The sequence below is a fragment of the Syntrophus buswellii genome (genome assembly GCF_046097065.1).
Taxonomy (GTDB): Bacteria; Desulfobacterota; Syntrophia; order Syntrophales; family Syntrophaceae; genus Syntrophus; species Syntrophus buswellii.
This window is the reverse complement of record NZ_CP175563.1, coordinates 1,256,076-1,281,247: the sequence shown is the minus strand read 5'-3', so window position 1 is coordinate 1,281,247 and position 25,172 is coordinate 1,256,076. Positions and strand designations below refer to the sequence as shown.

Annotated in this window: 18 protein-coding genes; 8 read left to right on the top strand and 10 right to left on the bottom strand. The window is 58.2% G+C overall.

The window, feature by feature from the left end; translation table 11 throughout:
* Window positions 1-45: 45 nt before the first annotated feature.
* From grpE to ACJ77P_RS05735, 7 genes are all read right to left on the bottom strand, one after another.
* On the bottom strand, window positions 46-618 hold the full coding sequence (gene grpE, locus ACJ77P_RS05765; RefSeq protein ID WP_367360853.1) for a nucleotide exchange factor GrpE: 573 nt from the start codon (window positions 616-618) through the stop codon (window positions 46-48).
* Between the two features lie 58 nt (window positions 619-676).
* Entirely contained in the window at window positions 677-1,261 is a 585-nt protein-coding gene (locus ACJ77P_RS05760; RefSeq protein ID WP_367360852.1) for an SIS domain-containing protein, read from the bottom strand.
* 354 nt (window positions 1,262-1,615) lie between these two features.
* On the bottom strand, window positions 1,616-3,736 hold the full coding sequence (locus tag ACJ77P_RS05755) for a carboxy terminal-processing peptidase (RefSeq protein ID WP_367360851.1): 2,121 nt from the start codon (window positions 3,734-3,736) through the stop codon (window positions 1,616-1,618).
* Window positions 3,737-3,809: 73 nt separating this feature from the next.
* Window positions 3,810-4,109 (bottom strand): hypothetical protein, encoded by a 300-nt coding sequence (locus tag ACJ77P_RS05750; RefSeq protein WP_367360850.1) that lies wholly within the window; start codon window positions 4,107-4,109, stop codon window positions 3,810-3,812.
* Between the two features lie 31 nt (window positions 4,110-4,140).
* Window positions 4,141-4,569, bottom strand: coding sequence for an MSMEG_6728 family protein (locus tag ACJ77P_RS05745; protein WP_408999254.1), 429 nt, complete (start codon window positions 4,567-4,569; stop codon window positions 4,141-4,143).
* Window positions 4,570-4,748: 179 nt separating this feature from the next.
* Window positions 4,749-5,948, bottom strand: coding sequence for an aminopeptidase (locus ACJ77P_RS05740; protein WP_408999253.1), 1,200 nt, complete (start codon window positions 5,946-5,948; stop codon window positions 4,749-4,751).
* A 63-nt stretch (window positions 5,949-6,011) separates the two neighbouring features.
* Window positions 6,012-7,727: an alpha-amylase family glycosyl hydrolase gene (locus ACJ77P_RS05735; protein ID WP_367360847.1), complete on the bottom strand. Its 1,716-nt coding sequence runs from the start codon at window positions 7,725-7,727 to the stop codon at window positions 6,012-6,014.
* A 158-nt stretch (window positions 7,728-7,885) separates the two neighbouring features.
* On the opposite strand from ACJ77P_RS05735, the gene ACJ77P_RS05730 reads away from it, so the two are divergent.
* On the top strand, window positions 7,886-8,206 hold the full coding sequence (locus ACJ77P_RS05730) for a hypothetical protein (RefSeq protein ID WP_408999252.1): 321 nt from the start codon (window positions 7,886-7,888) through the stop codon (window positions 8,204-8,206).
* 12 nt (window positions 8,207-8,218) lie between these two features.
* Here the strand turns inward: ACJ77P_RS05730 and ACJ77P_RS05725 are convergent, their stop codons facing one another.
* Complete coding sequence (locus tag ACJ77P_RS05725) at window positions 8,219-8,419, bottom strand: hypothetical protein (RefSeq protein WP_408999251.1); 201 nt, start codon at window positions 8,417-8,419, stop codon at window positions 8,219-8,221.
* 494 nt (window positions 8,420-8,913) lie between these two features.
* On the opposite strand from ACJ77P_RS05725, the gene ACJ77P_RS05720 reads away from it, so the two are divergent.
* The 3 genes from ACJ77P_RS05720 (at window position 8,914) to ACJ77P_RS05710 (ending at window position 14,424) form a co-directional block, all read left to right on the top strand.
* Window positions 8,914-10,560: a PAS domain S-box protein gene (locus ACJ77P_RS05720; protein WP_367360845.1), complete on the top strand. Its 1,647-nt coding sequence runs from the start codon at window positions 8,914-8,916 to the stop codon at window positions 10,558-10,560.
* Between the two features lie 138 nt (window positions 10,561-10,698).
* Window positions 10,699-12,345, top strand: coding sequence for a peptide-binding protein (locus ACJ77P_RS05715; protein ID WP_367360844.1), 1,647 nt, complete (start codon window positions 10,699-10,701; stop codon window positions 12,343-12,345).
* 309 nt (window positions 12,346-12,654) lie between these two features.
* A complete protein-coding gene (locus ACJ77P_RS05710) occupies window positions 12,655-14,424 on the top strand; it encodes a methyl-accepting chemotaxis protein (RefSeq protein ID WP_408999250.1) in 1,770 nt (589 codons plus the stop codon).
* Between the two features lie 144 nt (window positions 14,425-14,568).
* Here the strand turns inward: ACJ77P_RS05710 and uvrB are convergent, their stop codons facing one another.
* Entirely contained in the window at window positions 14,569-16,572 is a 2,004-nt protein-coding gene (gene uvrB, locus ACJ77P_RS05705; RefSeq protein ID WP_408999249.1) for an excinuclease ABC subunit UvrB, read from the bottom strand.
* Window positions 16,573-16,873: 301 nt separating this feature from the next.
* Here uvrB and ACJ77P_RS05700 point away from each other — a divergent pair, with 301 nt between their 5' ends.
* From ACJ77P_RS05700 to ACJ77P_RS05685, 4 genes are read left to right on the top strand one after another with little or no spacing between them, the layout of a single operon-like run.
* Window positions 16,874-19,624: a bifunctional acetate--CoA ligase family protein/GNAT family N-acetyltransferase gene (locus tag ACJ77P_RS05700; protein WP_408999248.1), complete on the top strand. Its 2,751-nt coding sequence runs from the start codon at window positions 16,874-16,876 to the stop codon at window positions 19,622-19,624.
* Window positions 19,605-20,462: a TraB/GumN family protein gene (locus tag ACJ77P_RS05695; protein WP_367360840.1), complete on the top strand. Its 858-nt coding sequence runs from the start codon at window positions 19,605-19,607 to the stop codon at window positions 20,460-20,462. The genes ACJ77P_RS05700 and ACJ77P_RS05695 overlap by 20 nt, the downstream gene beginning before the upstream one ends.
* A 25-nt stretch (window positions 20,463-20,487) precedes the next feature.
* The gene (locus ACJ77P_RS05690; RefSeq protein ID WP_408999247.1) at window positions 20,488-21,675 is read left to right on the top strand and encodes a hypothetical protein; all 1,188 of its coding nucleotides are present in this window, start codon (window positions 20,488-20,490) and stop codon (window positions 21,673-21,675) included.
* Window positions 21,676-21,701: 26 nt separating this feature from the next.
* A complete protein-coding gene (locus tag ACJ77P_RS05685) occupies window positions 21,702-22,568 on the top strand; it encodes an amidohydrolase family protein (protein WP_408999246.1) in 867 nt (288 codons plus the stop codon).
* On the opposite strand, the gene ACJ77P_RS05680 is transcribed toward ACJ77P_RS05685, so the two are convergent.
* A complete protein-coding gene (locus tag ACJ77P_RS05680) occupies window positions 22,531-25,164 on the bottom strand; it encodes a cation-translocating P-type ATPase (RefSeq protein WP_367360837.1) in 2,634 nt (877 codons plus the stop codon). The genes ACJ77P_RS05685 and ACJ77P_RS05680 overlap by 38 nt on opposite strands.
* Between the last annotated feature and the right edge of the window lie 8 nt (window positions 25,165-25,172).

The following is a 25,172-nucleotide window of genomic DNA, read 5'->3' as shown; positions in this document are numbered from 1 at the left end:
ATGGTGTTGCTGTATTCCAATGTCATAGATTCCATGTATGTCTATCTACTTCCTGCGTCTGCAGACGGAAACCTTCGCCGGTCTCAGCAGCCTTCCCTGATAGAGGTACCCCTTCTGGTATTCATCGACCACTTGTCTGTCTTCATGCGAATCGCTTTCAACCTCCAGCATGGCCTCATGGACGTTGGGGTCGAAATCCAATCCGCAGGCCGCGACCGGTTCAACACCATACTTTTCCAGACAACCGAGGAACTGATTCCGTACGAGGGCCAGCCCCTCCTGAAAAGCTTCCATATTGTCGGAGCCGCATGCCGCCTCCATCGCCCGGTCCAGGCTGTCCAGAATCGGAAGGAAATCCCGCAGCAGATTTTCATGCCCGTATTTTACGAGATCGGCCCTTTCCCTGGCCGCCCTCTTTTTATAATTCTCAAGATCGGCCAGCGCGCGGAGATAATTATTGTAGTGCTCCGCAACTTCCTTTTCCTTCAACTCCAGCTGGGTCTTCAGGAATTCAGCGTCCTGGCCGGCATTGTCCTGGCCCGTCAACTCGTCATACAGCCCCTCCTCGATGGATTCCGGAGCGAGGTCTTCCTGATCTTTTTTCTCCTTCTCTGTCATGCCGCAACGTATTTCCTTTCTGAATAGTTCCCGGATTGTTTCCTGCCGGTCCGGATCCTCATTTAAGTTCAGGCCTCTGAAAAAGCTTGAAATCGATCATTTCGCAGATGACATGACCGATGGCAATATGCACTTCCTGGATCCTAGGCGTGCTGTTTGAGGGGACATTGAGAAAGTAATCCACCTTCCTGGCGATGTCTCCGCCATCGTGTCCCGTCAGCCCCACGGTAATCAGGCCCATCTTCCCGGCCACTTCAAGGCCCTTCAAAACATTGGGCGATTTTCCACTCGTACTGATTCCCCAGGCGATATCGCCTGCCTGCCCGATCGCTCGTATCTGCTTGCTGAAGATTTCCGAAAAATCATAGTCGTTGCCGATGCTCGTTATGACCGACGTGTCTGTCGTCAGGGCGATGGCCGGCAGAGGGGGTCTTTCGATGATAAAGCGATTGACGAACTCCGCCGCGAGATGCTGAGCATCGGCGGCGCTGCCGCCGTTTCCGAAAATCAGGATCTTGTTTCCGGACTTCAGGGCGCCGGTTACGGCTTCGATGACATTCACCAGCCGGCCCAGGTTTTCGTTCAGAAAAATGTCTTTGAGCTGAGCGCTTTCCTTAAATATTTTGATGATATGGTCTTCCATGGAACCCGTACGGCCCGATCCTTTCCGTTATCTGTCTCAGCAAATCCGGAGCTAATATATTTATCGACCCCAGGCATGTCAAGGGCACGGGGCCGGATAAATTCCAATCTGAAGTCTCACGGACAAGGGGACGAATCGCGGAAGGCGGCGGAGGCCGGAAAGGGATTCAGGCGCCGGAAAGCGCAGGGGTGATGCCGGGGCGTTCACGGTTGAACGATTGGGATTCGCTTCGACACCGCACCCCGGACAGCGGAACATGGGAAGCGGAACGGGTGTTCCGCCCCAGCCGGAAACGGGCTTCCAGGCCGGCTGAGGCCATAGGGAACAGATGAAGGAGGCTCCCCGGAGTTCACGTCAATTCGAGGAGAATCCGCCTCGCGGGGCATTGCCGTAACCCATGGTCACCATGTCGAGAAGGACGTTGACGCCCTCGTTCACAAAGGGGGCATACTGCTCCTTTGCCTTCTGCCTCAGCTCGGTGTAGGTCTCCTTCTTCTTCGCACCGTTCTTTTTCGCACCGTTTTCCTTGACCATGTCCCTGCGCAGGTCGGCAAGCCTGATGATGCCTTTTTTGGCAGCCGCTTCCTTGCTGGTCCGAATGATCTCGGCGAACTTCGCGTCCTTGGCGACCCGCTCCCTGGATCTTGCCGCCAGGTTCGCAAGCATGGCCTGTGTGACAGGCGTCCATAGAGGCAACCGTCCCTGCGATCCAAGGAAAGGTGGGATCCTCTGGGCCGGAAGGGGGTAATCCAGGGCCGTTTCACCGACGTCTTCAAGGGTGAACCAGAGGGGCAGCTTCACGTCCGCTTCGACACCGGTCTTCTGCGTGGATTTGCCACCGGGAAGAAAGAACATGCCCGTGGTGACGGTCATGCCGCCCAGGTTCCAGGGAAGGGGCATCATGACCTGCACGGAGCCCTTTCCAAAGGTATGATCCGATCCGACAATCACCGATCGGGCGTAGTCTTTGAGAGCGCCCGCCACGATCTCACTGGCCGATGCGCTCAAGCGGCTTGTCAGCACAACAAGGGGTCCTGTATAGAGCGCACGTGGATCTTCCCCGGGAAAGGCCATCAGCTTGTATTTGTAGCCCGCCGGCCCCACGACGGCCGAGCCGTTGGCCAGAACAGTCACCTGATCGAGATGGTCCCTGGTCGCTACGATCCCCCCCTGGTCGACAAAGAGACCGGCGAGGCGCACCGCCTCCTTCAGGAGTCCCCCGCCGTTGCGCGAAAGGTCGAGCACGATTCCATCGACACGACGTCCCCTGGCCTCTCCAAGCAGCCGTTTAACATCTTCGTAGCAGGACTTGTCTTCCTTTTCATCGCCGTAGAACGAAGGGAGATCGATCACGCCGAAGGTGTAGCGCCGGTCGCCGGCTTTGCGCGTCACATATTCGATGCTGGCCTCCTGCTCCTTGAGTTCCACCTTGTCGCGTATAAGCGCGACATTGAATCGGGTCGTGCGCTCCTCCTGGCGGAGGATGGTAAGGACGACCCGCGTCCCTTTCCTGCCGCGGATCATCCGGATCACATCGTGCAGATCCATGTCGATGACATTGACGGGCCGTTCCCCTTCCTGGGCAACGGCGATGATCCTGTCCTTCGGCTTGAGCAGACCCGACCGGGCGGCGCTTCCGCCGGCGGTCAACTCCTCGATGACGGTAAAGCCATTGTCGCTGCTCAGGATGGCCCCTATCCCCTCCAGGGAAAGCTGCATGGAGATCCGGAAATCTTCAAATTTTTCAGGGGACAGATAGTTCGTGTGGGGATCCAGGGCCAGCGCAAAGGCTTCGGCCGCGCTCGTGAGAAGCTCTTCCGGATTGCGTTCGATCACCCTCATGGTCTGCAGTTCGTAATGGTGAATCTGCTGCTTCCTGGCCTCTGCCAGGTCGATGCCCGTCTGCAGGGTGTTTTCAATCCGAAACTGCACGAGCTTTCTGAGGAGGTCGTACTTTTCCGCCTTCGTTTTCAGATAGGATCGCTTGCTGACGTTGATGTTCAGCTCCGCCGCCTCGTCGAGCCGATAGTCCGCCGCGAGGATTTTCCGGACCATCTCCTCGTTCTCCCGCGCCCGCGCAACCAGCACGTCATAGACCGGTTTCAGCGCAGCGCAATCGCCTCTCTGCATCCCGGCAAACAAGCCATGGAGAACCGGCCTCAGCCTTTCCACATCGGACGAATACAGGATCGTTTTGGATGGGTCGAGCCTCTTGATCATCTGTTCGATGGCCTGGGCCTTGACCTCCCTGGTTATGGTCTTGACTGCGTAATGGTTGGAAAGAAACCCCTCCATGACCATCGGCAAACGGCGGCAGGAAAGATTTTCCGACACCGAGGAAAGGGGCAGGAACAGAATGAGCAGGGGAATGAGCACGACACTCCGCCAACATGACCATCCCCTTCTGCCGGAGGGGGATGCGTTCCGGAGACCGGGGGCATTTCCGGGGATATTCCTTTCGATAGAATCGTTCATGCCGGTATTCCTTTTCTCGTTCCGTAGTGTTGAGGCCGGGTTTTCCGTCTTTCGTTGTTCTCTAAAGGGAAACTCACCTCATGTCCTTCTGGAGAAGCTGTCGTATTTCGCTGTTCTGCCGAAGAATTTCGTCGTTCTGCCGAATCAGGATACGCAGGAAATCCATCTGGGCCCGCCCGATGATCTGGGCGACCTCCTCCGGGTATTTCGCCTTCCTTATCTGGTTTTCCGTTTCCGTTGCCACCTGATCCGCCAGCTCCGGAAGCCTTCCAGCTTCGCAGGCATTGACCTGCCGCACGGGTTCCGCAGCCAGGGCGGTCCCGGCGAACACAGCCCAGGCGATTCCAGCGAGGAACAATCCGCCCACGGTCATGGTCCTTCCTCCTTTCCCGTCTCTTTCCCCCTCATGGATTTCCCGAGGAAGGATGAAGCCATTTCTCCTCATTCCAGACATAGGGAAGCGTCGGCGGCTCCCGCCAGCCGAACTGTCCGTAATATGCGGGATCCTTCCGCAGGAGATTGGAGCGGTGCGCGGCATGAAACGCCTCGTCACCGAACCAGGGCGGCAGGACGACTTCCCCCTCGACGGCCATTTTCTTCATTCTGTTCCGGTATCCCCGGCGCTCCCATTCCTCAATGGCCAGGTTGTAGTAGAGCTTCAGGGCATTGAGATACCCCGCCCACATCCGGGCGGCGGGATGACGGCTCCAGCCCGTTCCGACGGTGATGGCACGGATCAGCTGGAAGGCCTCCACGCGCTGCTTTCCGAGCCTTCTGTAATCCAGGGCCTGGAGGGACTGCCGGAAGTCGGGATAAGGAAGAAACGTCTGCATGCCTCACGCCCTTCTTCGGAAGACGGCTGAGTTTCTCATGCCCTGACGCAGCCCCTTCCCCACCGCAACACTGCCGGCGGCCCGCCAAAGGTCAGGCCGGAGCGGAAGCGTCTTCACCCCGCTTCTCCGCAGTTCGCATGGATGGAGTCCCTGGAACATTGCCCTGGCTCTTTCCACGCTCAGCAGCGGAACTCGCCGTTTTCATAGACAAGAATTTTCTTCCCCGTCGTCAGCTCCGCTGTGACGGTCTTCGGCTCCGTATTCACCAGATCCCAGTGCAGGGCGGAATCATTGAATCCCAGCTTCCGCTTCATGCTCTTGTCCAGTTCAGCCGTATTGCCCGCATAGGTGTCAGAATAGGAGGCCCCCACGGCAATGTGGCAGTTCCCGTATTCCCCTCCGTAATTTTCGTCAAAAAGGGTATCCGCCATGAAGCGGTCAATGCGGGAGAAGCGCCGGTCTGTTAGGGAAAATTCTCCCACCCGGGAAGCTCCCCGGTCCATGGAAAGCTGCTTGACGACAAACTCCAGTCCCTTCTCCGCCTCGATGGAGACAGCCCTGCCCTTTTCAAACCGGAGCCTTACCCCCTCCACATAGTTTCCCAGGCGGAAGGAAGGCTGATTCGCATAATACGTCCCTTCCGTTCCCCGCCAGTCGGGAGAAAGAAAGATCTCGAAGCTGGGGATGTTGTGGCCGGAAATTCCGATCCATTTGCGCATGGCGCCGGGGGTGATCCTCAAATCCACGTTTTCCGACGCGACCGAAAAGGCCCGGACGGGGAGGCGATTCAACCAGGCCTTGATGTTTCCCACTTCGCGATAGACGGACATCCATGTTTCCACCGGCTGCCGCTCATCGAGATAGCAGGCCCGCATCAACTGCGCCGTGTAATCGCTCAGTGACAGGCCGGCCTTCTTCGCCATGTCCTCCGTCGGGACGGTGCAGAGCGTCCAGGCGTAGGCCCCCTGATCTTCCCGTTCGTTGAAGATGTCCCTCAGGGGTTTTCGGGAAAGCTGCGCCTTGGCGATAACGGCGGGGTCGATGTCGGCCAGGTGTGTCAGCGATTCCGGGGCGTGAAGATAAATGCGCCCGTTGAGATGGCCGTACAGCTCCCGGTCGCCGGGGGGGATGAAGACCAGCTGGTTTGAGTTTCCCCGGGAATAGAAGGAATGCTCCATGGCCGATGTGAGGTTCATCCGCTGAAGGACATTCATCCCCCTCTCAATCAGCTTCGCATACAGTATCTCGGCCAGGCGCAGGGCCGGGACATCGTACTGGATGAGCACGATATCCCCCTTCTTGAATCGTTTCTTTCGTGCCGTGGTCATTCCCCAGATAAGGACATCCGCGTATCTTCCCAGGATCTCCGACGTCATCATGGGCTCCAATCCTCCTAATCCATTGTCATGCAGGCAGAATGCAGGGCGAGTCCGGGTCTCATTTCATTGGATGCGGTAAGCCCGCATGCCGCAGGGTTCGACTTCAATTTCCAAAGGGACGCAGCCTTCGAGGACCAACGACTCGCCTCTGATCATCTCCTGAAGCCGGCACCTGTCTTTCTGAAGAAGCATGTCGGACAGGGGGAGTTTGATCTTATAAGCGTTGGCCGTGTCCAGATTTGAAATCAGCAGAAACTTCTCCCGGGGGTTTTTTCGACCTTCCCGCACGGCAGCAATAAGCGCGCCATGCCCCTGGTCCACGAAACGGATGTTCCCGCCCTCGTGGAAGAGGGAGTATTTGTGAAGGAGGGTGTTTATTTTCCGGATCAGAACATCGTAGCGGTGGGGGGCCGGAAAGGATACGGAGCGCTTCCGCCCGATGAAATCGATCTTTTCGAGCACGCCGTGTTCCGTGCCCTGGACCATTCCGGTCTGGCCTGTGGCCAGAAGGGCCAGGGTAAAATAACGGGCCACCGCCGCTTCCGGAGTCCCGTACAGCTGCGCGGGCGCACCTGTGTCATGGGTCGTGACCGGGGTCAGAAAGCGGATGTTTTTGCTGATTTCATGAAGGTAGCGAAGATATTCCCGCAGATCTTCGGCAAAGGGGTGTTCCCAGGGATTGGCCAGCAGCAGGTTGAGTTCGCAGCTTGCCGCGGTTTTCAGAAGCGTATTGGAGTCGGAAAAGAATTCCGCCTGGATGATGAGGTCCGGATAAGCGCCGCGGAGGGAGCCGATCAGGTCCTCGATGAAGGCCGGATGGCTGGAATGAAGGTTGTCAAGACGGATCATGCCGCCGGTATAGGCGGCGTAGTTTGCCCAGAAAAGGGCATACTGCTTCATGTACGACCAGACCTCCTGCCTGATGCTCGGTTCGGGCTGGTCATACTGGATGACCGCCAGGTCCTCCCACCGGATCCATTTGTTCATGTGCCAGCAGCCCGCCCGCAGGAGGCCGTCCGGTTCGTCGTGGTCCGCAATAAACCATTCCGGACAGTGCGTGGCGACCTGGCTGGAAACACCCACATGATTCATGACGAGATCCACGCAGAGTTTGATGCCCTTTTCACGGGCCGCACGGACGAAATCATCGAATTGATCCAGGCCGCTTCGTGAATCGGCCGGATTCAGAAAGGAGGGATCGATGCTGAAAAGATCCGCTGCCGCATAGGGGCTTTCGGAATAGTCCATGGTGGTCACGGGAAGCAGATGAACGGTGTTGAACTCCAGATCCCGGATGTGATCCAGGGCGGCAATCCAGTCTCCGATATGGCCCGACACGCTCGGAATAAGCGTATACATCCTGATGTCCTTGGCGACCTCGGGATCGACAATGACCTTCGTCACGGGGCAGCGATCCCAGTACCACGTTTTTCCGCCGTCCGGAGAAAATTTGATCTTGAAGAGGAAAATTCCGCATCTCGACGGCAAAACCGAAAGGGTGAAGTTCCCGGATAAATTATTGTGAAATTCGACCTCGCCCCACTCTTCCGACTCGCCGACCAGATTCGTGTACAGCAGGACTCGGGCCGAAGGGCTCCCCTCCTCGAAGGTCATTTCCAGGAAAAGGGGGTCGTCTTTATAGATTCTGAAAAAAGCGCCGGGGGTCGTAGGCCAGGAGTGCTTGTGCTGCGCCTCTCCGGCGATCCGCATATTGCGCGATATCAGGGGGGGAATTTCCCTTCGAACAAGGGGCTCTGTATGATCGGCCGTTTTCTTCATAAGCGCTCGTCTTCCCGGACAATGCCGGACGTCCTCATGTAACGTTGAATGTGATCGATTTCCCGGAACGGGAATCCTGTGATCGACTCCATATGACGTTACCATCACAAATAGTCAACCGATATTTATGCGGGGAGGTCACCGGGGGAGCGATCCCTTTGAACGTTGCATCCCCTGTTCTGCCTGAGGCGGGAAATTCCGGCAGGTTTCCGCCGCCGCTGACGGCGGTGGCGGTGACAAGGGCGTTCGAGTCGCTTCGGGAATTCTGGCGTGGTGCAGAGGGCCGGCCTCCGGTCTTGCGGCAGGCCCGGGAAAATGGCTTTCCGGCAGGGGTTTCGCCCGCGCTCACGATGGAGCACCGGCTGTTCAGGAAACCATTTCGACTCCCCTCGGAACGGGCCCTCCGCTGCGGGCAGACGATCCGTACAGAAGATCCTTGCTGGCGGCGGCGCACGCCCCTCCTGAAATCGCCCCTTTGATTCCGCTGACTTCTATGAGTTCTTGTTGCTGAAATACTTGCCCGCTGAAGCAAACAGGACAACCTCTTCCATGGAAAGGCTGTCGCCGCTTTCCATGCAGGGATTCAGGTAAACCGTCCTGTTGCTCAAGATGGAATTGTTGAATCCGAACAGCCTGCTGCTGCGGGTTCGCGGTTTTTTGTGCGTATAGGAACTTCTTTTCATCTCGGCCATCGTGATCTCCTCCCAGCTTCAATACTGCCGTGCATTCGACCGTCGGCTTCTCGCCTGTCGGGTTGAGCTGATCCTTTCATATTGTGCGGAGATTGCAACACGGATTGAATACGGAACATATTCCAGGATGATCCTGGTATACGGAAGATTTTATGCTTCCCGCGCCAGGGGGAATGTTCTATACTGATCATGACAAGTTGTGCCCGCTGGGGGAGGAAGCGTCGGTGAGCTGCCGGAACACTCCATTTCTGGACGCTTCAGGAACTTCTATTCTCTGTTGACAAAACAGGCATCGCATAGTTTTTAGATTGTGCGACCCTTCTCAAAGGACCTTGCCCATGAACGATGGAAACAACCCTGGAAAGCGACCTCTCTCCGACAGGAGAGGGGCGAAGGGAGACTCTCCTCGGGCGCCGTCGGAATCCGGCCGGAGCCGGATCTTCAGGGGATCAACCGGACGGACCGAACCACGGCCCGCAGGGAAGAACCGAGCATTGATTGCGAAAATCACGGATTGCCAAGGGACGGACGGCGCCCTGGTTGAGCCGGAAAACATCTACCGGACCCTTTTCGAAAATGCCGGCGTGGCGATTGTCAATCTGGATGCACAGGGAAATTATCTCCATGCCAATGAGCACTATCTGGAGTTTATCGGCTACTCCTGGGAAGAGCTGAAAAACAGGCCAATGACGACGGAGATCCTTCACCCGGACTACGTCGAGGAGGCCAACCACCTCATCGAGCAGCAGAAATGCGGTAGAATCAAAGGGTTTACCCATGAAATGTATTTCATCCGGAAAGACGGTACACGGCGCTGGGGGGAAGTGAGATCGGCGACCAATCGTGATCGACAGGGGCGTTTGCTTTCCATCGTTGTGGCCATTACCGACAGAACGGAACGCAAGAAGGCGGAGGACAAACTGAAGCGCTATGCCGAGGCCATTCGGGACCTTTACGAGAACGCCCCCTGCGGCTACCATTCCCTGGCAGAGGACGGAACCATCCTCCGCATGAACGATACGGAACTCTCCTGGCTGGGCTATTCCCGCGACGAGGTGATCGGAAAGATGAACTATACGGACCTGATCCCCGCCGACCAGGAGGACGCATTCCGGAAAAGCTTCACGCTCCTGAAGCGGCAGGGATCGAGGCGCAACATCGAGGGTGAACTGATCCGGAAGAACGGGGACGTCCTCTCCGTGCTCATCGAATCAACGGCGGTGTATGATCAGGACGGCCGCTATCTCTTGAGTCGATCTTCCGTCTTCGACAATACGGAGCGAAAACGGGTGGAGAAGGCCCTCGCGGAAAGCGAGGCCATCTATCGGAACCTCTTTGAGAACGCCTCGATCGGCATGTGCCAGTTCACCATGGATGGAAAATTGCTGCGCATCAACAAGGCCTATGCCCGGATGCTCGGTTATGACTCGACCGAGGAAGTCCTTTCCATCGTCACGGATTCCGCAACCCAGATCCACGCCGATCCCCGGAACCGCGAAGAGCTTCTTTCCGCCCTGAACCACCGGGACTGGGTCTATGCCGAGCATCCCTATCGCCGAAAAGACGGCAGCATCATGATCGGGAAGGCGACGATCCGCAAGGTGGTCAAACAGGATGGCGCCACAGCCTACCTGGAAGGAATTGTAGAAGACATCACGGAGCGGAAGCAGGCCGAGGCCGCTTTAGCCCAGCGGGAGAAGGAACTGAGGATCAAGGCTCAGAACCTGATGGAGGTCAACACGACACTGAATGTCCTGCTGAATACCTTGGAAAGGGATCAGGAGGAGTTAAAGGAAAGGTTTCTCCTGAATATCCAGAAGCTGGTGCTTCCCTATCTGGACAGGCTGAAGAAATCACCCCTTCGCCAGGACCAGCTTGGATGCCTCCAGACGGCGGAAGCTCACCTCATGGATATCGCTTCCCCCTTTGCTCAGCGGCTGACCTCCAGCTTTTTGAACCTGACGAAAACGGAGGTTCAGATTGCCTGTCTCGTGAAGGAAGGCAAGACGTCAAAGGAAATAGCGGAGCTTTTAAATGCCAAGCAGCGGGTCATTGAATTTCACAGGGAAAATATCCGCATGAAACTGGGACTCAAGAATAAGAAGGGAAGGCTTGCCATGTTGCTGAGATCCTTCGCCTGACGGGGGCTCTTGATTTTTCCGGCAAAGGCTGATCTTTTGGCTCCAGGACGGAACCGGGATGGCTTTGTAAGGACAAACCCATGAGAATCCGACGAATTCTGTTGCAAAATAGCCCTTTCTAACATATCTTCCACCTTCATGAAAAGCTCCTTTCTACATTATCTCCTGGTGAGCCTTCTTGTCCTGGCCGGCGGATTGCTGGGATGCAGCCCGGCCGGGGACGAGCCCCGGCAGACCGGGGAGCGGGAAGCGGCAGTGCCCGCCTATGGCGATATCATCGTCGACGGCTCCATCGGGGACGCCAGCAACCTGATCCCCCTGCTCTCTTCCGACTCCACCTCCCACGGCATCGCCGCCCTCATCTACAACGGCCTGGTCAAATACGACAAGGACCTCAATATCGTCGGTGACCTTGCCGAGTCCTGGGTGATCTCCCCCGACGGCCTGGTCATCACCTTTCACCTGCGCCCCAACGTCCGCTGGCATGACGGCCACCCGTTCTCCGCTGAAGATGTTCTCTTTACCTACCGGCTCACCATCGATCCCAGAACGCCGACAGCCTACGCCGGCGATTTTCTCAAGGTGAAAAAGGCGGAGGCACTCGATCCCCTCACCTTCCGGGTCACCTATGACAAACCCTTCGCCCCCGCCCTCATGAGCTGGGGAAGCGCGATCCTTCCCAGGCATCTTCTGGCCGGGCAGGACATCACTCGGACGCCCCTCGCCCGGAAGCCCGTGGGAACCGGGCCTTACAAATTCAAGGAGTGGGTGTCCGGACAGAAAATCGTCCTGGTGTCCAATCCGGACTATTTCGAAGGCAGGCCGTACATCGACGGCTATATCCTGCGCATCATTCCGGACATGGCCACCATGTTCCTGGAGCTGCGGGCCTCCGGGATCGACCGGATGAACCTGACGCCGCTGCAGTACACCCGGCAGACGGAAAATCCCCTGTTCCGCAATAACTTCAACAAATTCCGTTATCTTTCTTTCGCCTACACCTTTGTCGGCTACAACCTCAGAAATCCCCTCTTTTCGGACCGGCGGGTCAGGCAGGCCCTGACCCTGGCCATCGACAAGGAGGAAATCGTTCAGGGGGTCCTGCTGGGATTGGGCAAACCCTCCACCGGCCCTTTCAAACCGGGGACCTGGGCCTATAATCCAAAGGTTCCGACCTTCCCCCACGACCCGGCCAAAGCACGGGCTCTGCTGGCGGAGGCGGGCTGGAAGGACCGCGACGGTGACGGGATTCTGGACCGCAACGGACAGCCCTTCGCCTTTGAGCTTCTGGTGAACCAGGGCAACGAAGTCCGATCCAAATGCGCGGAGATCATCCAGCGCCGCCTTGCCGAGATCGGCATTTCCGTAAAAATCAGGGTTGTGGAATGGGCCGCGTTCGTCAACGACTTCATCAACAAGAGACGCTTTGACGCCACAATCCTGGGATGGACGATTCCCCTCGATCCCGACCTCTACGACGTCTGGCATTCCAGCAAGACCGGCCCTCAGGAATTGAACTTCACATCCTTCAAAAACGAGGAAGTGGACCGGCTTCTTGAACAGGGGCGCGGCACCTTCGATCCGAAGGAGAGGAAAAAAATCTATGACCGGATCCAGGAAATCCTGGCGGAAGAGCAGCCCTATACCTTCCTTTACGTTCCGGACGCCCTTCCCATCGTCCAGGCCCGCTTCCGGGGCATCGAGCTGGCTCCGCTGGGGATCAGCCACAATTTCATCAGGTGGTACGTACCCAGGCCCGAACAGCGCTTCATCATGACCCGGTAGCCCTGTCGGTTACAGGGCAGTATCCCGTCGGCATCGTGGCCGGGGCTTCCGGGTTTTTCGCCGTCCCGCCTCCATCTTCTGCCAAGAGCCTTCCCAGGCACGCATCATCCCCCCTTTTTCTGACTCCCTGACCCGTTTTCCCCTTTCCAGAACGCACCCCTTCCGGCTTCGGATACGTACCGGCCCGTTAGTCCCTTATCGCCCCGTCAAAAAAAACCCCCGCCGATTATTTCCTGGAATATGAATTGCATAACGGTCCTTCGCAAGAAGCGACACCCCATACTATCGAGCGAAAAGGAGACTGTGCACATGAGACAAAGAAGCTTATCCCTGTCCTGGAAGATTGTCGGACTGGTGTTTTTTACCGTGGTGATGGTTGGTTTTTCATCGCTTGGGATGGTCTATTATTTCGTATCAAAAGGGCTTGACAAGCAGGCGGAAAAAGAAATGGCCGTCGTGGCTGCGGCCGTTCAGGCAAACATTCAGGAGGCCATGGACAGGACCAAAAAACAGGCGGCGATGATGGCCCTTGATCCCGAACTTGCGGCGGCGATGAAGGAAGGAGATGCGGACAGACTCCAGGCCATGGCCAAGGCCCTCCAGTCGAAGTACATGGTGGACTTTGTGACGCTGGTCGATTCCAGGGGGAATGTCATGGCGCGGGGCCACTCCGACCAAAGAGGAGACACTGTGAGCAATCAGGCGAACGTGACGAAAGCCCTGGCCGGAGAAAATTCGGCAGGCATCGAGGATGGAAGCGAGATCAAGTTCAGCCTGAGGGGCGGGGCCCCCATCATGGCCGACGGACGCATTACCGGCTCGGTTACGACCGGGATGAATCTGATCGCCACGAATTCCCTTGTCGATGGGATCAAGAAAATTTTCGGGGTCGATTGCACCATTTTCAAAGGCGATGAACGGGTTTCGACGACCCTGGCGCGGGGCGGCAAGCGCCTCGTCGGAACCAAAATGGACAACCCGGCCGTCCTTGAGACGGTTTTACGCAAAGGAAGTCAGTTCCTCAACAGGAACAGGATTGCCGACAAAAACTACAATACGGCCTACTGGCCGCTCATGGGCAGCACGGGTCAGATCACCGGGATGTTCTTCATCGGAAAGGACCGCACGCCGATGGAAGAAATGCTCCGATCCATGATTCTGATGATTGCGGGGGCCGGCATTCTCGTGGGAATCTTCATGGCCGTCCTGGGCTACTTCCTGGCGGGAACCATCCTCCGTCCCGTCCTGGGGAAAATGGATCTGCTCAACCAGGGCGCCGGAGAGGTTTCATCGGCAGCCAGACAGGTGGCGTCCGCCAGCCAGGTCCTGGCCGAAGGTGCGTCGGAACAGGCCTCCTCACTGGAGGGAACGTCTTCCTCCCTGGAAGAGATGTCCTCCATGACAAGGCGGAACGCCGACAACGCCGCCCAGGCCCGTGCCCTGATGCTGGAGGTTACAGCCGTCATCGACAAGGTGAATGTTCATGTCAGCCACATGGCAGCCGCGGTGAAGGAGGCCATTCAGACGAGCGAGGAAACGGGAAAGATCGTTAAAACCATTGACGAGATTGCCTTCCAGACCAATCTTTTAGCCCTCAATGCGGCCGTGGAAGCGGCCCGCGCCGGGGAAGCAGGGGCCGGTTTTGCCGTCGTCGCCGATGAGGTGCGCAACCTGGCCATGCGGGCGGCTCAGGCAGCCAAAAGCACCTCCGGACTCATCGAAAACACGATCGCAACCGTCAAAAAGAGCGGTGAGCTGACAGAGCAGACTCAGCAGGCCTTCCTGGAAAATGTCGAACATTCAGCCAAAGTCGCTAGCCTGGTCGAGGAAATTGCAGCGGCCTCCAGGGAGCAGGCACAGGGAATCGGACAGGTCAACAAGGCCGTGGCGGAAATGGACCGCGTCATCCAGCAGACCGCGGCCAGCGCCGAGGAATCGGCCAGCGCCGCCGAGCAGATGAACGAACAGGCTGGACAGATGACCTTCGTGATCGGGGAATTGACGACCCTGGTGAACGGCGAGGGCAGGCATCATGGAGACGCTGCAACGCGGGGAAAAAGAGCGGCTCAATCTGCCTGAGCGAAAAAACGGAATCCTGAGGCCGTCGCAGCCGGGGCGGACGCTCAAGCCTTTGAGCGGCTTCTCCTGAGGGGGTTCGCCCTGTTCTTTGAGGGGAAAAAGGGGTAATCCATGGGGGGGGTCCCCTTTTTCCCGGCTTTCCGTCTAGCTCTTGCCGCCCAGCTCCAGCTTCAATTCGGTGAGGTCTTTGATCTGATCCCGCAGAGACGCCGCTTTCTCAAACTCAAGCCTCCCGGCCGCCTCCTTCATCTCCGCTTTCAGCCTCCGGATCGTCTTTTCCAGGTCCGCATCGGAGAGATAGGCCGCCTTTTCCTCGGCGGCCACGGTAACGGAGGCATAATCCGCCTCATAGATGGAAGCCAGAATGTTGTCGATGGATTTTTTTATGGATTCCGGGGTAATGGAATGCTCCCGGTTGTATGCGTCCTGCAGGGTACGGCGCCGACCGGTCTCCTTCAGGCAGGCCGTAATGGAGCGGGTCATGGTGTCGGCATACATGATGACCTGGCCGCCTACATTCCGCGCCGCCCTGCCGCTGGTCTGAATGAGGGAGCGCTCTGAACGGAGAAACCCCTCCTTGTCCGCATCCAGGATTGCCACGAGAGATACCTCAGGAATATCCAGACCTTCCCGAAGGAGATTGACGCCGACCAGCACGTCAAACTCCCCCAGGCGAAGATCACGGAGAATGCCGACACGCTCCAGGGTCGAAATGTCGGAATGAAGATACTTCACCTTCACCCCCAACCCTTCATAATAGGTGGACAGATTCTCCGCCATCCGCTTGGTCAGGGTGGTCACCAGCACCCGCTCCTTCCGTTCCGCTCGTTTCCGGATCTCGGCCAGGAGATCATCCACCTGCCCGGAAACGGGCCGGACGAGAATCTCCGGATCCATCAGCCCCGTGGGGCGGATGATCTGCTCCACCACCTGGCGGCCTGCCTTTTCAAGTTCATAGGCCGCGGGCGTCGCCGAGATGTAAAGCCGCTGCTGGGGAAATTTTTCGTATTCCTCGAATCTCAGCGGCCGGTTGTCCAGAGCCGAGGGGAGGCGGAATCCGAACGTGACAAGGGTCTCCTTTCTCGACCGGTCTCCCCGGTACATCCCGATCAGCTGGGGGACCGTGACGTGGCTCTCGTCCAGGACAATCAGGGCGTCCTTCGGCAGGTACTCCACCAACGTGGGCGGCGGTTCGCCGGGGGCCCGTCCGGTGAGATGGCGGGAGTAATTTTCGATCCCCTGGCAGTATCCCATCTCCTCCATCATCTCGATGTCAAAGTTCGTCCGCTGCTCCAGGCGCTGGGCCTCCAGGAGCTTGCCGGAAGTCCTCAGCTCCGCCAGCCGACCCTGCAGCTCCTCCCGGATCGCGGCAATGGCCCGGTTGAGGTTGTCCCGGGTGGTCACATAGTGGCTCCCGGGATAAACGGCGATCCGCTCCAGGGCCTGCAGCTTTCTCCCCCGCAGCGGGTCCACGAACGACAGGGCCTCGACGGTATCGCCGAAAAATTCCACGCGAATGGCCCGCTCTTCCTCGTAAGGGGGAAAAATCTCCACCACATCGCCCCGCACGCGGAAGGTTCCCCGGTGAAAGTCCACATCGTTCCGTTCGTACTGAATATCGACGAGACGCCTCAGCATCGCCTCCCGGGACAGATCCCCGCCGGCTTCCAGCTCAAGGAGCAGGCCCTGGTAAGCCTCGGGGGAGCCCAGACCGTAGATGCAGGAGACGCTGGCCACGATGATCACATCCCGCCGTTCAAGGAGGGAATGGGTCGCCGAATGACGGAGCTTGTCGATTTCCTCGTTAATCGAGGAGTCTTTCTCGATGTAGGTATCCGTGCTTGGGATGTAGGCCTCGGGCTGGTAGTAATCGTAATAGCTGACAAAATATTCAACGGCATTCCCGGGGAAAAGGCTTTTGAATTCCCCGTAAAGCTGGGCCGCCAGGGTTTTGTTGTGGGCAATGACCAGGGCGGGCCTCTGAACCGCCTCGATCACCTTGGCAACGGTAAAGGTCTTTCCCGATCCCGTAACCCCCATCAGCACCTGATGAGGGAGCCCCCGCCGCAGCCCCTCCACCAGCTTCTCGATCGCCTGGGGCTGATCCCCCCGGGGTTCGAAGTCCGTCGTTATGCGAAAGGGTGTCATCTCTCTTCTCCAGCAGGCTCCCCTGAGGATGGAAGCCAGCTTACTGCATAGCACCAATCCGCCGCCATGACTACCTCAACTTTCGGGAGGGAAAACCCCGCCGCCGCAGGACAGGGCACCCTGGAGATGTCTACGCCAGGGCCATGACGGGGGCAGGGAACAGCAAAAAAAAAGCATTGAGAACTTGCGGATTCTTCCCTAGAATTCATGAAGTTCATCTCCTCCCGGAAGACTGTGCCGGATCCCCCGGCCAAGGGGAAAGCCGGAAACCGGGAACACGGCAGGAAAACAGAGGTCAGAAATGGCAACCCTTTCCAGCGTTTTCGACCCCCGGAGCATTGCCCTGATCGGCGCGTCAGATCAGGAGGGCTCCGTGGGCCGGATCATCCTCGACAACCTCCTGAAGGCGAAGGGCAGGAAGATCTTTCCCGTCAATCCGAGGAAGGATACCCTGCTGGATCTCCAATGCTACCCTGATATCGGCAGCGTTCCCGAACACGTGGATCTCGCGGTGATCGCCATCCCGGCCGGGGCCGTCCCCGAAGGGGTGGAAGCCTGCGGCAAAGCCGGCGTGGGCGGCGCTGTGATCATTTCCGCCGGATTCCGGGAAACCGGCGCCGAGGGGGCGCTTCTGGAAAAGCGCCTGTCCGATGCCCGGAAGCGCTACGGCATGCGGATCCTCGGCCCCAACTGCCTCGGTTTTGTGAGGCCGGACTCAGGACTCAAGGCCACATTCGTGGAGGAAATGCCCCCGCCGGGAAATATCGCCTTCATCTCCGAAAGCAACGCTCTGACCAGCGCCATCCTGAGCTGGGGACTGTACGCCGATATCGGCTTCAGCATGGTTGCCTCCCTGGGTTCAATGATCGATATCGGTTTCGGCGATCTCATTGACTTCCTCAGCAACGACTGGAAGACGACGAGTATCCTCATGTACATGGAGAGCGTGGGGAACGCGAAAAAATTCATGAGCGCGGCCCGTTCCTTCGCGCTCCGCAAGCCCATCGTCGTCCTCAAGCCGGGCAGATTTATCGACAGGACAAGCCTGGAAAGGTCGTCAACCCTTTTTGTTCCGTCCGGCAACGACGCCGTCTACGAGGCGGCCTTCAAGCGGGCCGGAGTGATGCGGGTCCGGGACATCGCAGGCTTGTTTCACGCCGCCGGGGTTCTAGATTCCAGGAAGCTTCCCAGGGGGCCGAGGCTGGCCATCGTGACCGCTGCGGGCCTGGAGTTTGCCTACGCAGGCGCCGGACTCATGGCGACAGACGCCCTGATCGAATTTGGCGGTGAACCGGCCAGATTGTCCCCGGAAACGATCAGGACGCTGAAGAACTCCCTCCCGCCTCAATGGAGCGAAGGCAATCCCGTGGATCTGCTCAGCAACACCGATACCGCCGGCTACGTGGAGGCCATCACCGCCTGCCTCAATGACCCCGGTGTCGACGGCGTCCTGGTCATCTATGTCCCCATGAACACCGCCGGGCCTGAAGTGGTTGCCCGGGCCGTCATCGAGAGCGCAGGAAAATCCTGGAAGCCGATCATTGCCGCCTGGATCGGGGGGAGCCAGGTGAGAAAAGCCCGGGATATCCTCCTTTCCGGCAATATTCCCACCTACTCGACGCCCGAAGAGGGCGTGCGGGCCTATGTCAACATGTTCAAGTACCGGAGAAGCCTGGATCTGCTCCATGAAACCCCCTCGGAATTGCCGGAGCGCCATGCCCTCTCCAGGCAGAAGCTGGTCAGCCTCATCCACAAGGCCCTTGCGGAGGGAAGAACGTCTTTGAACGATCGGGAGTCGAAAGAATTTTTCGACGGGTACGCCATCCCCTCGACGCCTTCCCGGACGGTACACACTGTTGAAGAGGCCCTTCACGAAGCGGGGGAAATCGGATACCCCGTCGTCGTTAAAGTCGTGTCTTCCCAGATCCCCTCCCCGAAGGACGCAGGCGGAGTGGTGACGGACATTGCGTCGGATGAGCGTCTCAGGGAGGCCTGGACAAAAATGCTGAAGCGGGTGAAGGAGCGCGCACCCGGAATCGCCATCGAGGGAATCGCCCTTCAGAAGATGATCGAACCTGTGGATTACAAGCTCGTTCTGGGCTCCAGAAGAGACCGGGATTTCGGCACCTTTATCTTTTTCGGGATGGGGGGGATCAACGCGGACCTCATCCGGGATTTCTCCATCGGACTGCCTCCCCTGAACAGGACGCTTGCGAAGAGGCTCATGGAAGAGACGAAGGCCTACCGGCTTATCCAGGGCTTCCGGGGCAGGCCTCCGGCGGATCTTGATTCCCTCGAGGAACTCCTCGTGAATTTCTCTCATCTCATTGCAGATTTCCCCGAGATTTCGGGAATCGAAATCAATCCCCTCGTCATCTCCAGCGGCAGGGCCCATGCCCGCGATGTCCGCATCCTTCTGGAAACATCCCCCGTTGACGACGGGCTGATCATCAATTATCATTCGCCATATCCGCACCTGATCATTTCTCCGTATCCGGGCCATCTCGTTGAAGACTGGAAGTTCAGGGACGGAACCGCCGTCGTGCTGAGGCCGATAAAGCCGGAAGACGAACCCCTGGCGCGGGAGTTTCTCTCCACCCTTTCTGAAGAGACCCTCCGGACGAGATTCTTCTCGTCCTCGACGAACATCGACCACGAATGGCTTGTCCTGATGTGCGACACGGATTATGACCGGCACCTGGCCATTGTGGCGGAGATTTCCGAAGGCGGGCGAAGGCGGATCATCGGCGTGGGTTCGCTCCATGTGGACCCGGAAAGCAATTCAGGAGAATTCGCCCTTCTCGTTCATGATGATTTTCAGAGAAAGGGGCTGGCTTCCAAGCTTCTGCGGCTGATCATCAGCAACGGCATCAAGAAGGGCCTCAACGAAATTGAAGGACAGATCATGAGTGAAAACGAAAAGATGATCGCTCTTGCCAAAAAACTGGGGTTTTCAAAAAAATGGGAGCGCGAGGGCACTCAGGTTGTCGCTCTTTCCTTAAAAGACAGGCGGGTTCACTCCGGAGCTGGACATGAAACGGATCGTACTTGAAATTTTTCTGGCCATACTGCTTTGTTCAACGGCATCCGCGCAGACCTCTGTGTGGAAGATCGAAAAGGGGCCGACCGTTTTTTTCCTGGGAGGAACCTGCCACCTGCTGCGCCCTTCGGATTTTCCCCTTCCTCCGGAATTTGACAGGGCATACCGGGCCTCCGATCTCCTGGTCTTCGAAACGGATCTCCGGCAGCTCAACAGCCCAGAAACACAGCGGAAGCTGATGTCAAAGGCGCTTTATACAGACGGCTCCACACTGGATCAGCACCTGTCGCCCCGAACCTATGAGCGGCTGAAGCGCTACTGCGGGGACAACGGCATCCCTGTCGAGCTGCTCAGAAAGTTCAAGCCCTCCATTCTCGCAGTCATGATGGAGGCTGCCGAGCTGGCCAAGCTCAACGCCACCAGCGAAGGCGTTGACCTTCACTTCTACCGCCAGGCAAAGCGGGACGGAAAGGCCGTGAAGGGACTGGAGACGGTCGATGAGCAGATCGCATTTCTCGCGGATATGGGGCGGGAAGATGAAGACGGATTTGTCCGTCATGCCCTGCAGGAAGTGGCATCGATGGGACCTTTCTACGAAAGCCTCGTGGCGGCCTGGAAACAGGGTGATACGGAACGGCTCCATGAACTCCTGATCGCCGACTTTCAGAAAACGCCGGAGCTCTACAAGAGCTTGCTGACGGACCGCAACGAGAATTGGCTGCCCAAAATCGATGCCTATGGGCAGACCCCGCAGAAGGAATTTTTCCTTGTCGGGATCGGCCACCTGGTGGGTCCCGACGGAATACTTGCGTCGCTCCGGCGGAAGGGATATAAGGTCGAAACGTTTTAAGCTCAAAGGTAAAGGAGGACTCGGCTTGACCGAGCACGAAAAACCCATGACGAAAAAAAGCAATCCCGGGCCGGCTTCCGGCATCCGAAGATCCACCACGATTCTGGCCCTTTTCCTGGTAACCCTCGTTCTTCATGCTCCGACCCAGGCTGCCCCCCTCTCGGAGGCATCCAACCCCGTTCCCGCCGCGGCCATGAAGCTCGTTCAATCCTGCATGGACCCCAAGGTCGCCCTGGACTCCCAGGCTATCGCCACCCTTGTGGATTACGTGCTCGAACCCAAGCCGAAACGGGAAGCGGATCTTCCGAAACTCTGGAAAGCCTCGGGGGCCTATTACGAATTCGACACGAGGATCGACTTTCCGAGCTTTCTAAAATACTCCTTCAGCCGGCAGATTCCATCGGTCCTCACAAGCCCGTCGTCGCTTCGGTACTCCCAATGGATCGACCAGGGGAATTCGAGAAGAATCTCGAACATTTCCGACCTGAGCCCCTCGGAAGGCCAGCCCATTGTTCTCCGGGGGCTGGAGCATGTGGGGATCACCCCGGACCTCAACACCGGGGTGTACTATCAATACGATCTCAAGAAGACCCTGATCCTTCTCAAGCACAAAGGGCGGCAGGTCCTTGTTTCCGTTTCCAAGCAGGCGGACATATCCGATGTGGGGAAAAAGGGCTTCATCCTGGGAAAGGACGACGACTGGAATTACCATTATTCCGGAGAGCCGGGTTCGGCCAAAGCCGGCCTGGGCTGGGTCAAGTCCTACATCTATGACTATTTTTCCGTCGGCGTCTACGTCTCGACGGGCTCTTCGCCGCCAGCAGTCCGATCCGGCTTTTTTTCCTGGATCCGCGCCGGATGGTCCGGCGTCAATTTCGCCGAACCCAGACACGTCCTCAAGGGACTTCAGCGCCACGCCAGAAGCTCAAAAAGCGTCCTGGAATCGCCTCGATTGCCCGCACCCAGCCAGGTGGCCTCGTCGTACCTGAAACTTTCAGCCTTGCCCCGGAATGTCCTGGCTGACCGGTACGCCGCCCTGCAGCAGGCAAGGCAGCAGCTGGCCGCCCGGAAGGGCAATGCCGGAAATGCTTCGGCAAACCGGGCAGAAACCGTTGCAAACATCCCCAGGGAGCAGATCCTTTCGGAATTGATGCTGGAATATTTCAAGACAACCCTGGGCAAGCCATCCCTGCTTGAAAGCAGGGGCATATAAAACAGGACGGGGAGGAGGACAGGAGCATGACAGACAAATCGGTCGTTGTGGATTTTCACATGCATCCCATATCCTACGAAAGCTTCCAGCCCTCGGCGCAGGGATGGATAGCAAAGATTGTCGGCCAGACGTGCAATTATGAGGAATATGCCAGGCGGTACAGTGACCCGGAAGCCTTTGTCGGCCTCCTGAAGGAAAGCGGCATCGACTACGGGGTGGTCATGGCGGAGCTGTGCCCCATCACCACAGGCATCTGCACCAATGAGTATGTCGAGGACTTCTGTTCGGGAAGACCGGAACTGATTCCCTTTGCCAGCATCAACCCCGCAACGGACCTGGCCCCGGCGGAAAGGCTGGAGGACCTGATCACCCGGCACGGCTTCCGGGGGCTGAAGCTCTATCCGACCTATCAGCAGTTCTATCCCAACGAAAGCAGGCTTTATCCTCTGTATTCCGTGGCCCAGGCGAGAGACATCCCCATCATGTTTCACACGGGGAGTTCCGTTTTCGAGGGCGCCCGCCTGAAATACGGCGATCCCCTCCACCTCGACGACGTCGCCGTGGATTTTCCCCGGCTGAAGATTCTTCTTGTCCACGGCGGACGCGGCTTCTGGTACGACCGGGCCTATTTTCTGGCCAAAATGCACGGAAACGTATTCCTGGAAATCGCGGGGCTCCCACCCCACAATCTTCTCAAATACTTCCCTGAACTGGGGAGGATTGCCCATAAGGTCATTTATGGATCGGACTGGCCGGGTGTGGCCGACCTCGCTGAAAACCTCGAGGCCGTCCGGAGCCTTCCCCTGACGCCGGAACAGAAAGACCTGATTCTGGGCGTCAACGCCCGCCGCCTCCTCAAGCTGCCGGAGCAGTGTCCGACATCCGCCGCCTGAAGAATTTTTCAATCTCCACGGCGAAAAAGACCACGGAGGACACGGCAAGAGTCAGGAGCAGCTCCTGCAGGGTCAGCGGCGTCGTCTTGAAGACGGAATTGAGAACGGGCAGGTAGACCGTCGCCATCTGCAGCAGAAAGGTGAGCAGAACCGCGCCGAGAAGGTACCGGTTGGAGAACAGCCCGATCCTGAAGAGAGACTCCCGCTCGGATCGAATGGCGAGGACGTGACCCAGCTGGGTGATGCAAAGCATCGTGAACACCATGGTCTGCCAATGCTCATTCCCGGTCCGGATCGACCAGACCTGGATACAGAGGACCAGTGCCGCCATCAGCAGACCGATCGCGATGGCATGAATTCCCAGCCCTCCGGCAAAGATGCTTTCCTTGGGGTGCCTGGGAGGCCGGTTCATGACATTTCCCTCGGGAGGCTCGACGGACAGGGCCAGGGCGGGAAGGCCGTCGGTAACGAGATTGATCCAGAGAATCTGAATGGGCAGCAGCGGAATCGGCAGCCCCAGCACCGGCGCCAGGAAAAGGGTCCAGATCTCGCCGGAGTTGGTCGTCAGGAGATACTTGATGAATTTCCGGATGTTGTCGAAGATCTTCCGGCCTTCTCTCACGGCGTTCACGATGGACGCGAAATTATCGTCCAGGAGGATCATGGAGGCCGCCTCCTTTGAAACGTCCGTTCCGGTAATTCCCATGGCGATGCCGATGTCCGCCCGCTTGAGCGCCGGCGCGTCGTTGACCCCGTCGCCGGTCATGGCGACATACTGCCCCCGGTCCTGCAGTGCTTTGACGATCTTCAGCTTCTGCTCAGGGGCCACCCGGGCGTAGACCCGGATGTGCTCGACCCGTTCCGCGAATTCCTCCGGTGAGAGCCCTTCCAATTCCCGCCCCGTAAGGACGGCGCTTCCGTCTCCGTCAAGGATCCCCAGCTTCCCGGCAATCGCCCGTGCCGTAGCGGGGTGATCACCCGTGATCATGACCGTTTTGATGCCGGCGCTGCGGCACAGGGCGACCGCCTCTCCCGCCTCTTCCCGGGGGGGGTCGATCATTCCAACCAGGCCGATCAGGGTCATCCCCTTTTCGACGTTCTCCGGAGACAGATCGTCGGGAACCCGGTCCCATCGTCTCATGGCGAAGCAGAGCACCCGCATGCCGTCTGCGGCCATCGCCTCGTTGACCCCTTTAATCTCCAGGTCATCCACGGCGGCTCGCCCTGCAGGCGCCATCACCTCGATGGATCTTTCAACGAGAACGTCGACGGCGCCCTTGGTGAAGGAAACAAACCCTCCCTCCCACTCGTGAAACGTCGTCATGCACTTCCGGTCGGAGTCGAAAGGAATTTCCGCCACCCGCCGATGCGTTGTTTCCAGGGCCCCCTTATCAAACCCGTTTTTTCTCGCGATGTCGAACAAGGCGGTTTCCGTCGGATCTCCCAGGAGGGTGTCCCCGCCGTCCCCCGACTGTGCGTCGTTGCTCAAAGCCAGGGCGCTCATAAAAATCGAGGCGGTTTCTTCATCACCCAAGCCGTCCTTGAAGTCCCTCGAACGAACCATGCAGCCGTTGAAGAACAATGATTCCACGGTCATCTTGTTCAAGGTCAGGGTGCCTGTCTTGTCCGAGCAGATATAGGTCACCGACCCGAGGGTTTCCACGGCGGGAAGTTTCCGGATCAGGGCCTTGAGATTGATGAGCTTCCTCGCCCCGAGGGCCAGGGAAATCGTGATGACGGCGGGAAGAGCCTCCGGAATGGCGGCAACGGCCAGGGAGATGGCCGTCAGGAGCATCAGCATGGGCGGCTCGCCTCTCAGAATGCCGATCCCCAGGACGACGGCGCAGATCACCAGGACCGCAACGGCCAGCTTCCGGCCGAAAACCGCCAGCCTCTTCTGGAGGGGGGTCTTCACCTCCTCCTCGTTCTGGAGCATGGCGGCGATCTTTCCGAACTCGGTCTTCATCGCCGTTTCCGCCACAACCCCGACACCCCGGCCGTACGTGACAAAGGTGCCCTTATAGGCCATGTTGTTCCGGTCCCCCAGCGGGACTTCCTCCGCCAGGGCCTCGGTCTTTTTTTCTACCGGAACCGATTCGCCGGTCAGGGCGGCTTCCTCCACCTTCAGCTGCGCCGTCTCGATAAGCCGCATGTCGGCGGGCACGATTCTTCCCGCCTCCAGGACGACCAGATCCCCGGGCACCAGTTCGGAAGCGGGAGCCGTCCCCGGTTGTCCGTCCCGAATGACCGTCGCCGTGGGGGCCGCCATCTTCTTCAGGGCCTCCATGGCCTTTTCAGCCCGGTACTCCTGAATGAAGCCGATGACGGCATTGACGATCACGATCACGACGATGGCGATCGTGTCGGAAAGATCCCCGATGAACCCCGCAATAACGGCGGCGGCAATCAGGATCAGGATCATGAAGTCCAGGAACTGATCCAGGAACATTCGGAAGGGGGACTTCTTCTTCTTTTCGGTCAGTTCGTTCGGACCCAGCCGCTTCAGCCGCTCAGCGGCCTCCCCCGAGGAGAGCCCCCGGGAGGAAGTCTTCAATTCGTTGAAAATACGGGATAAATCTTTTCGGTACCAGCCCATCGCCTCCC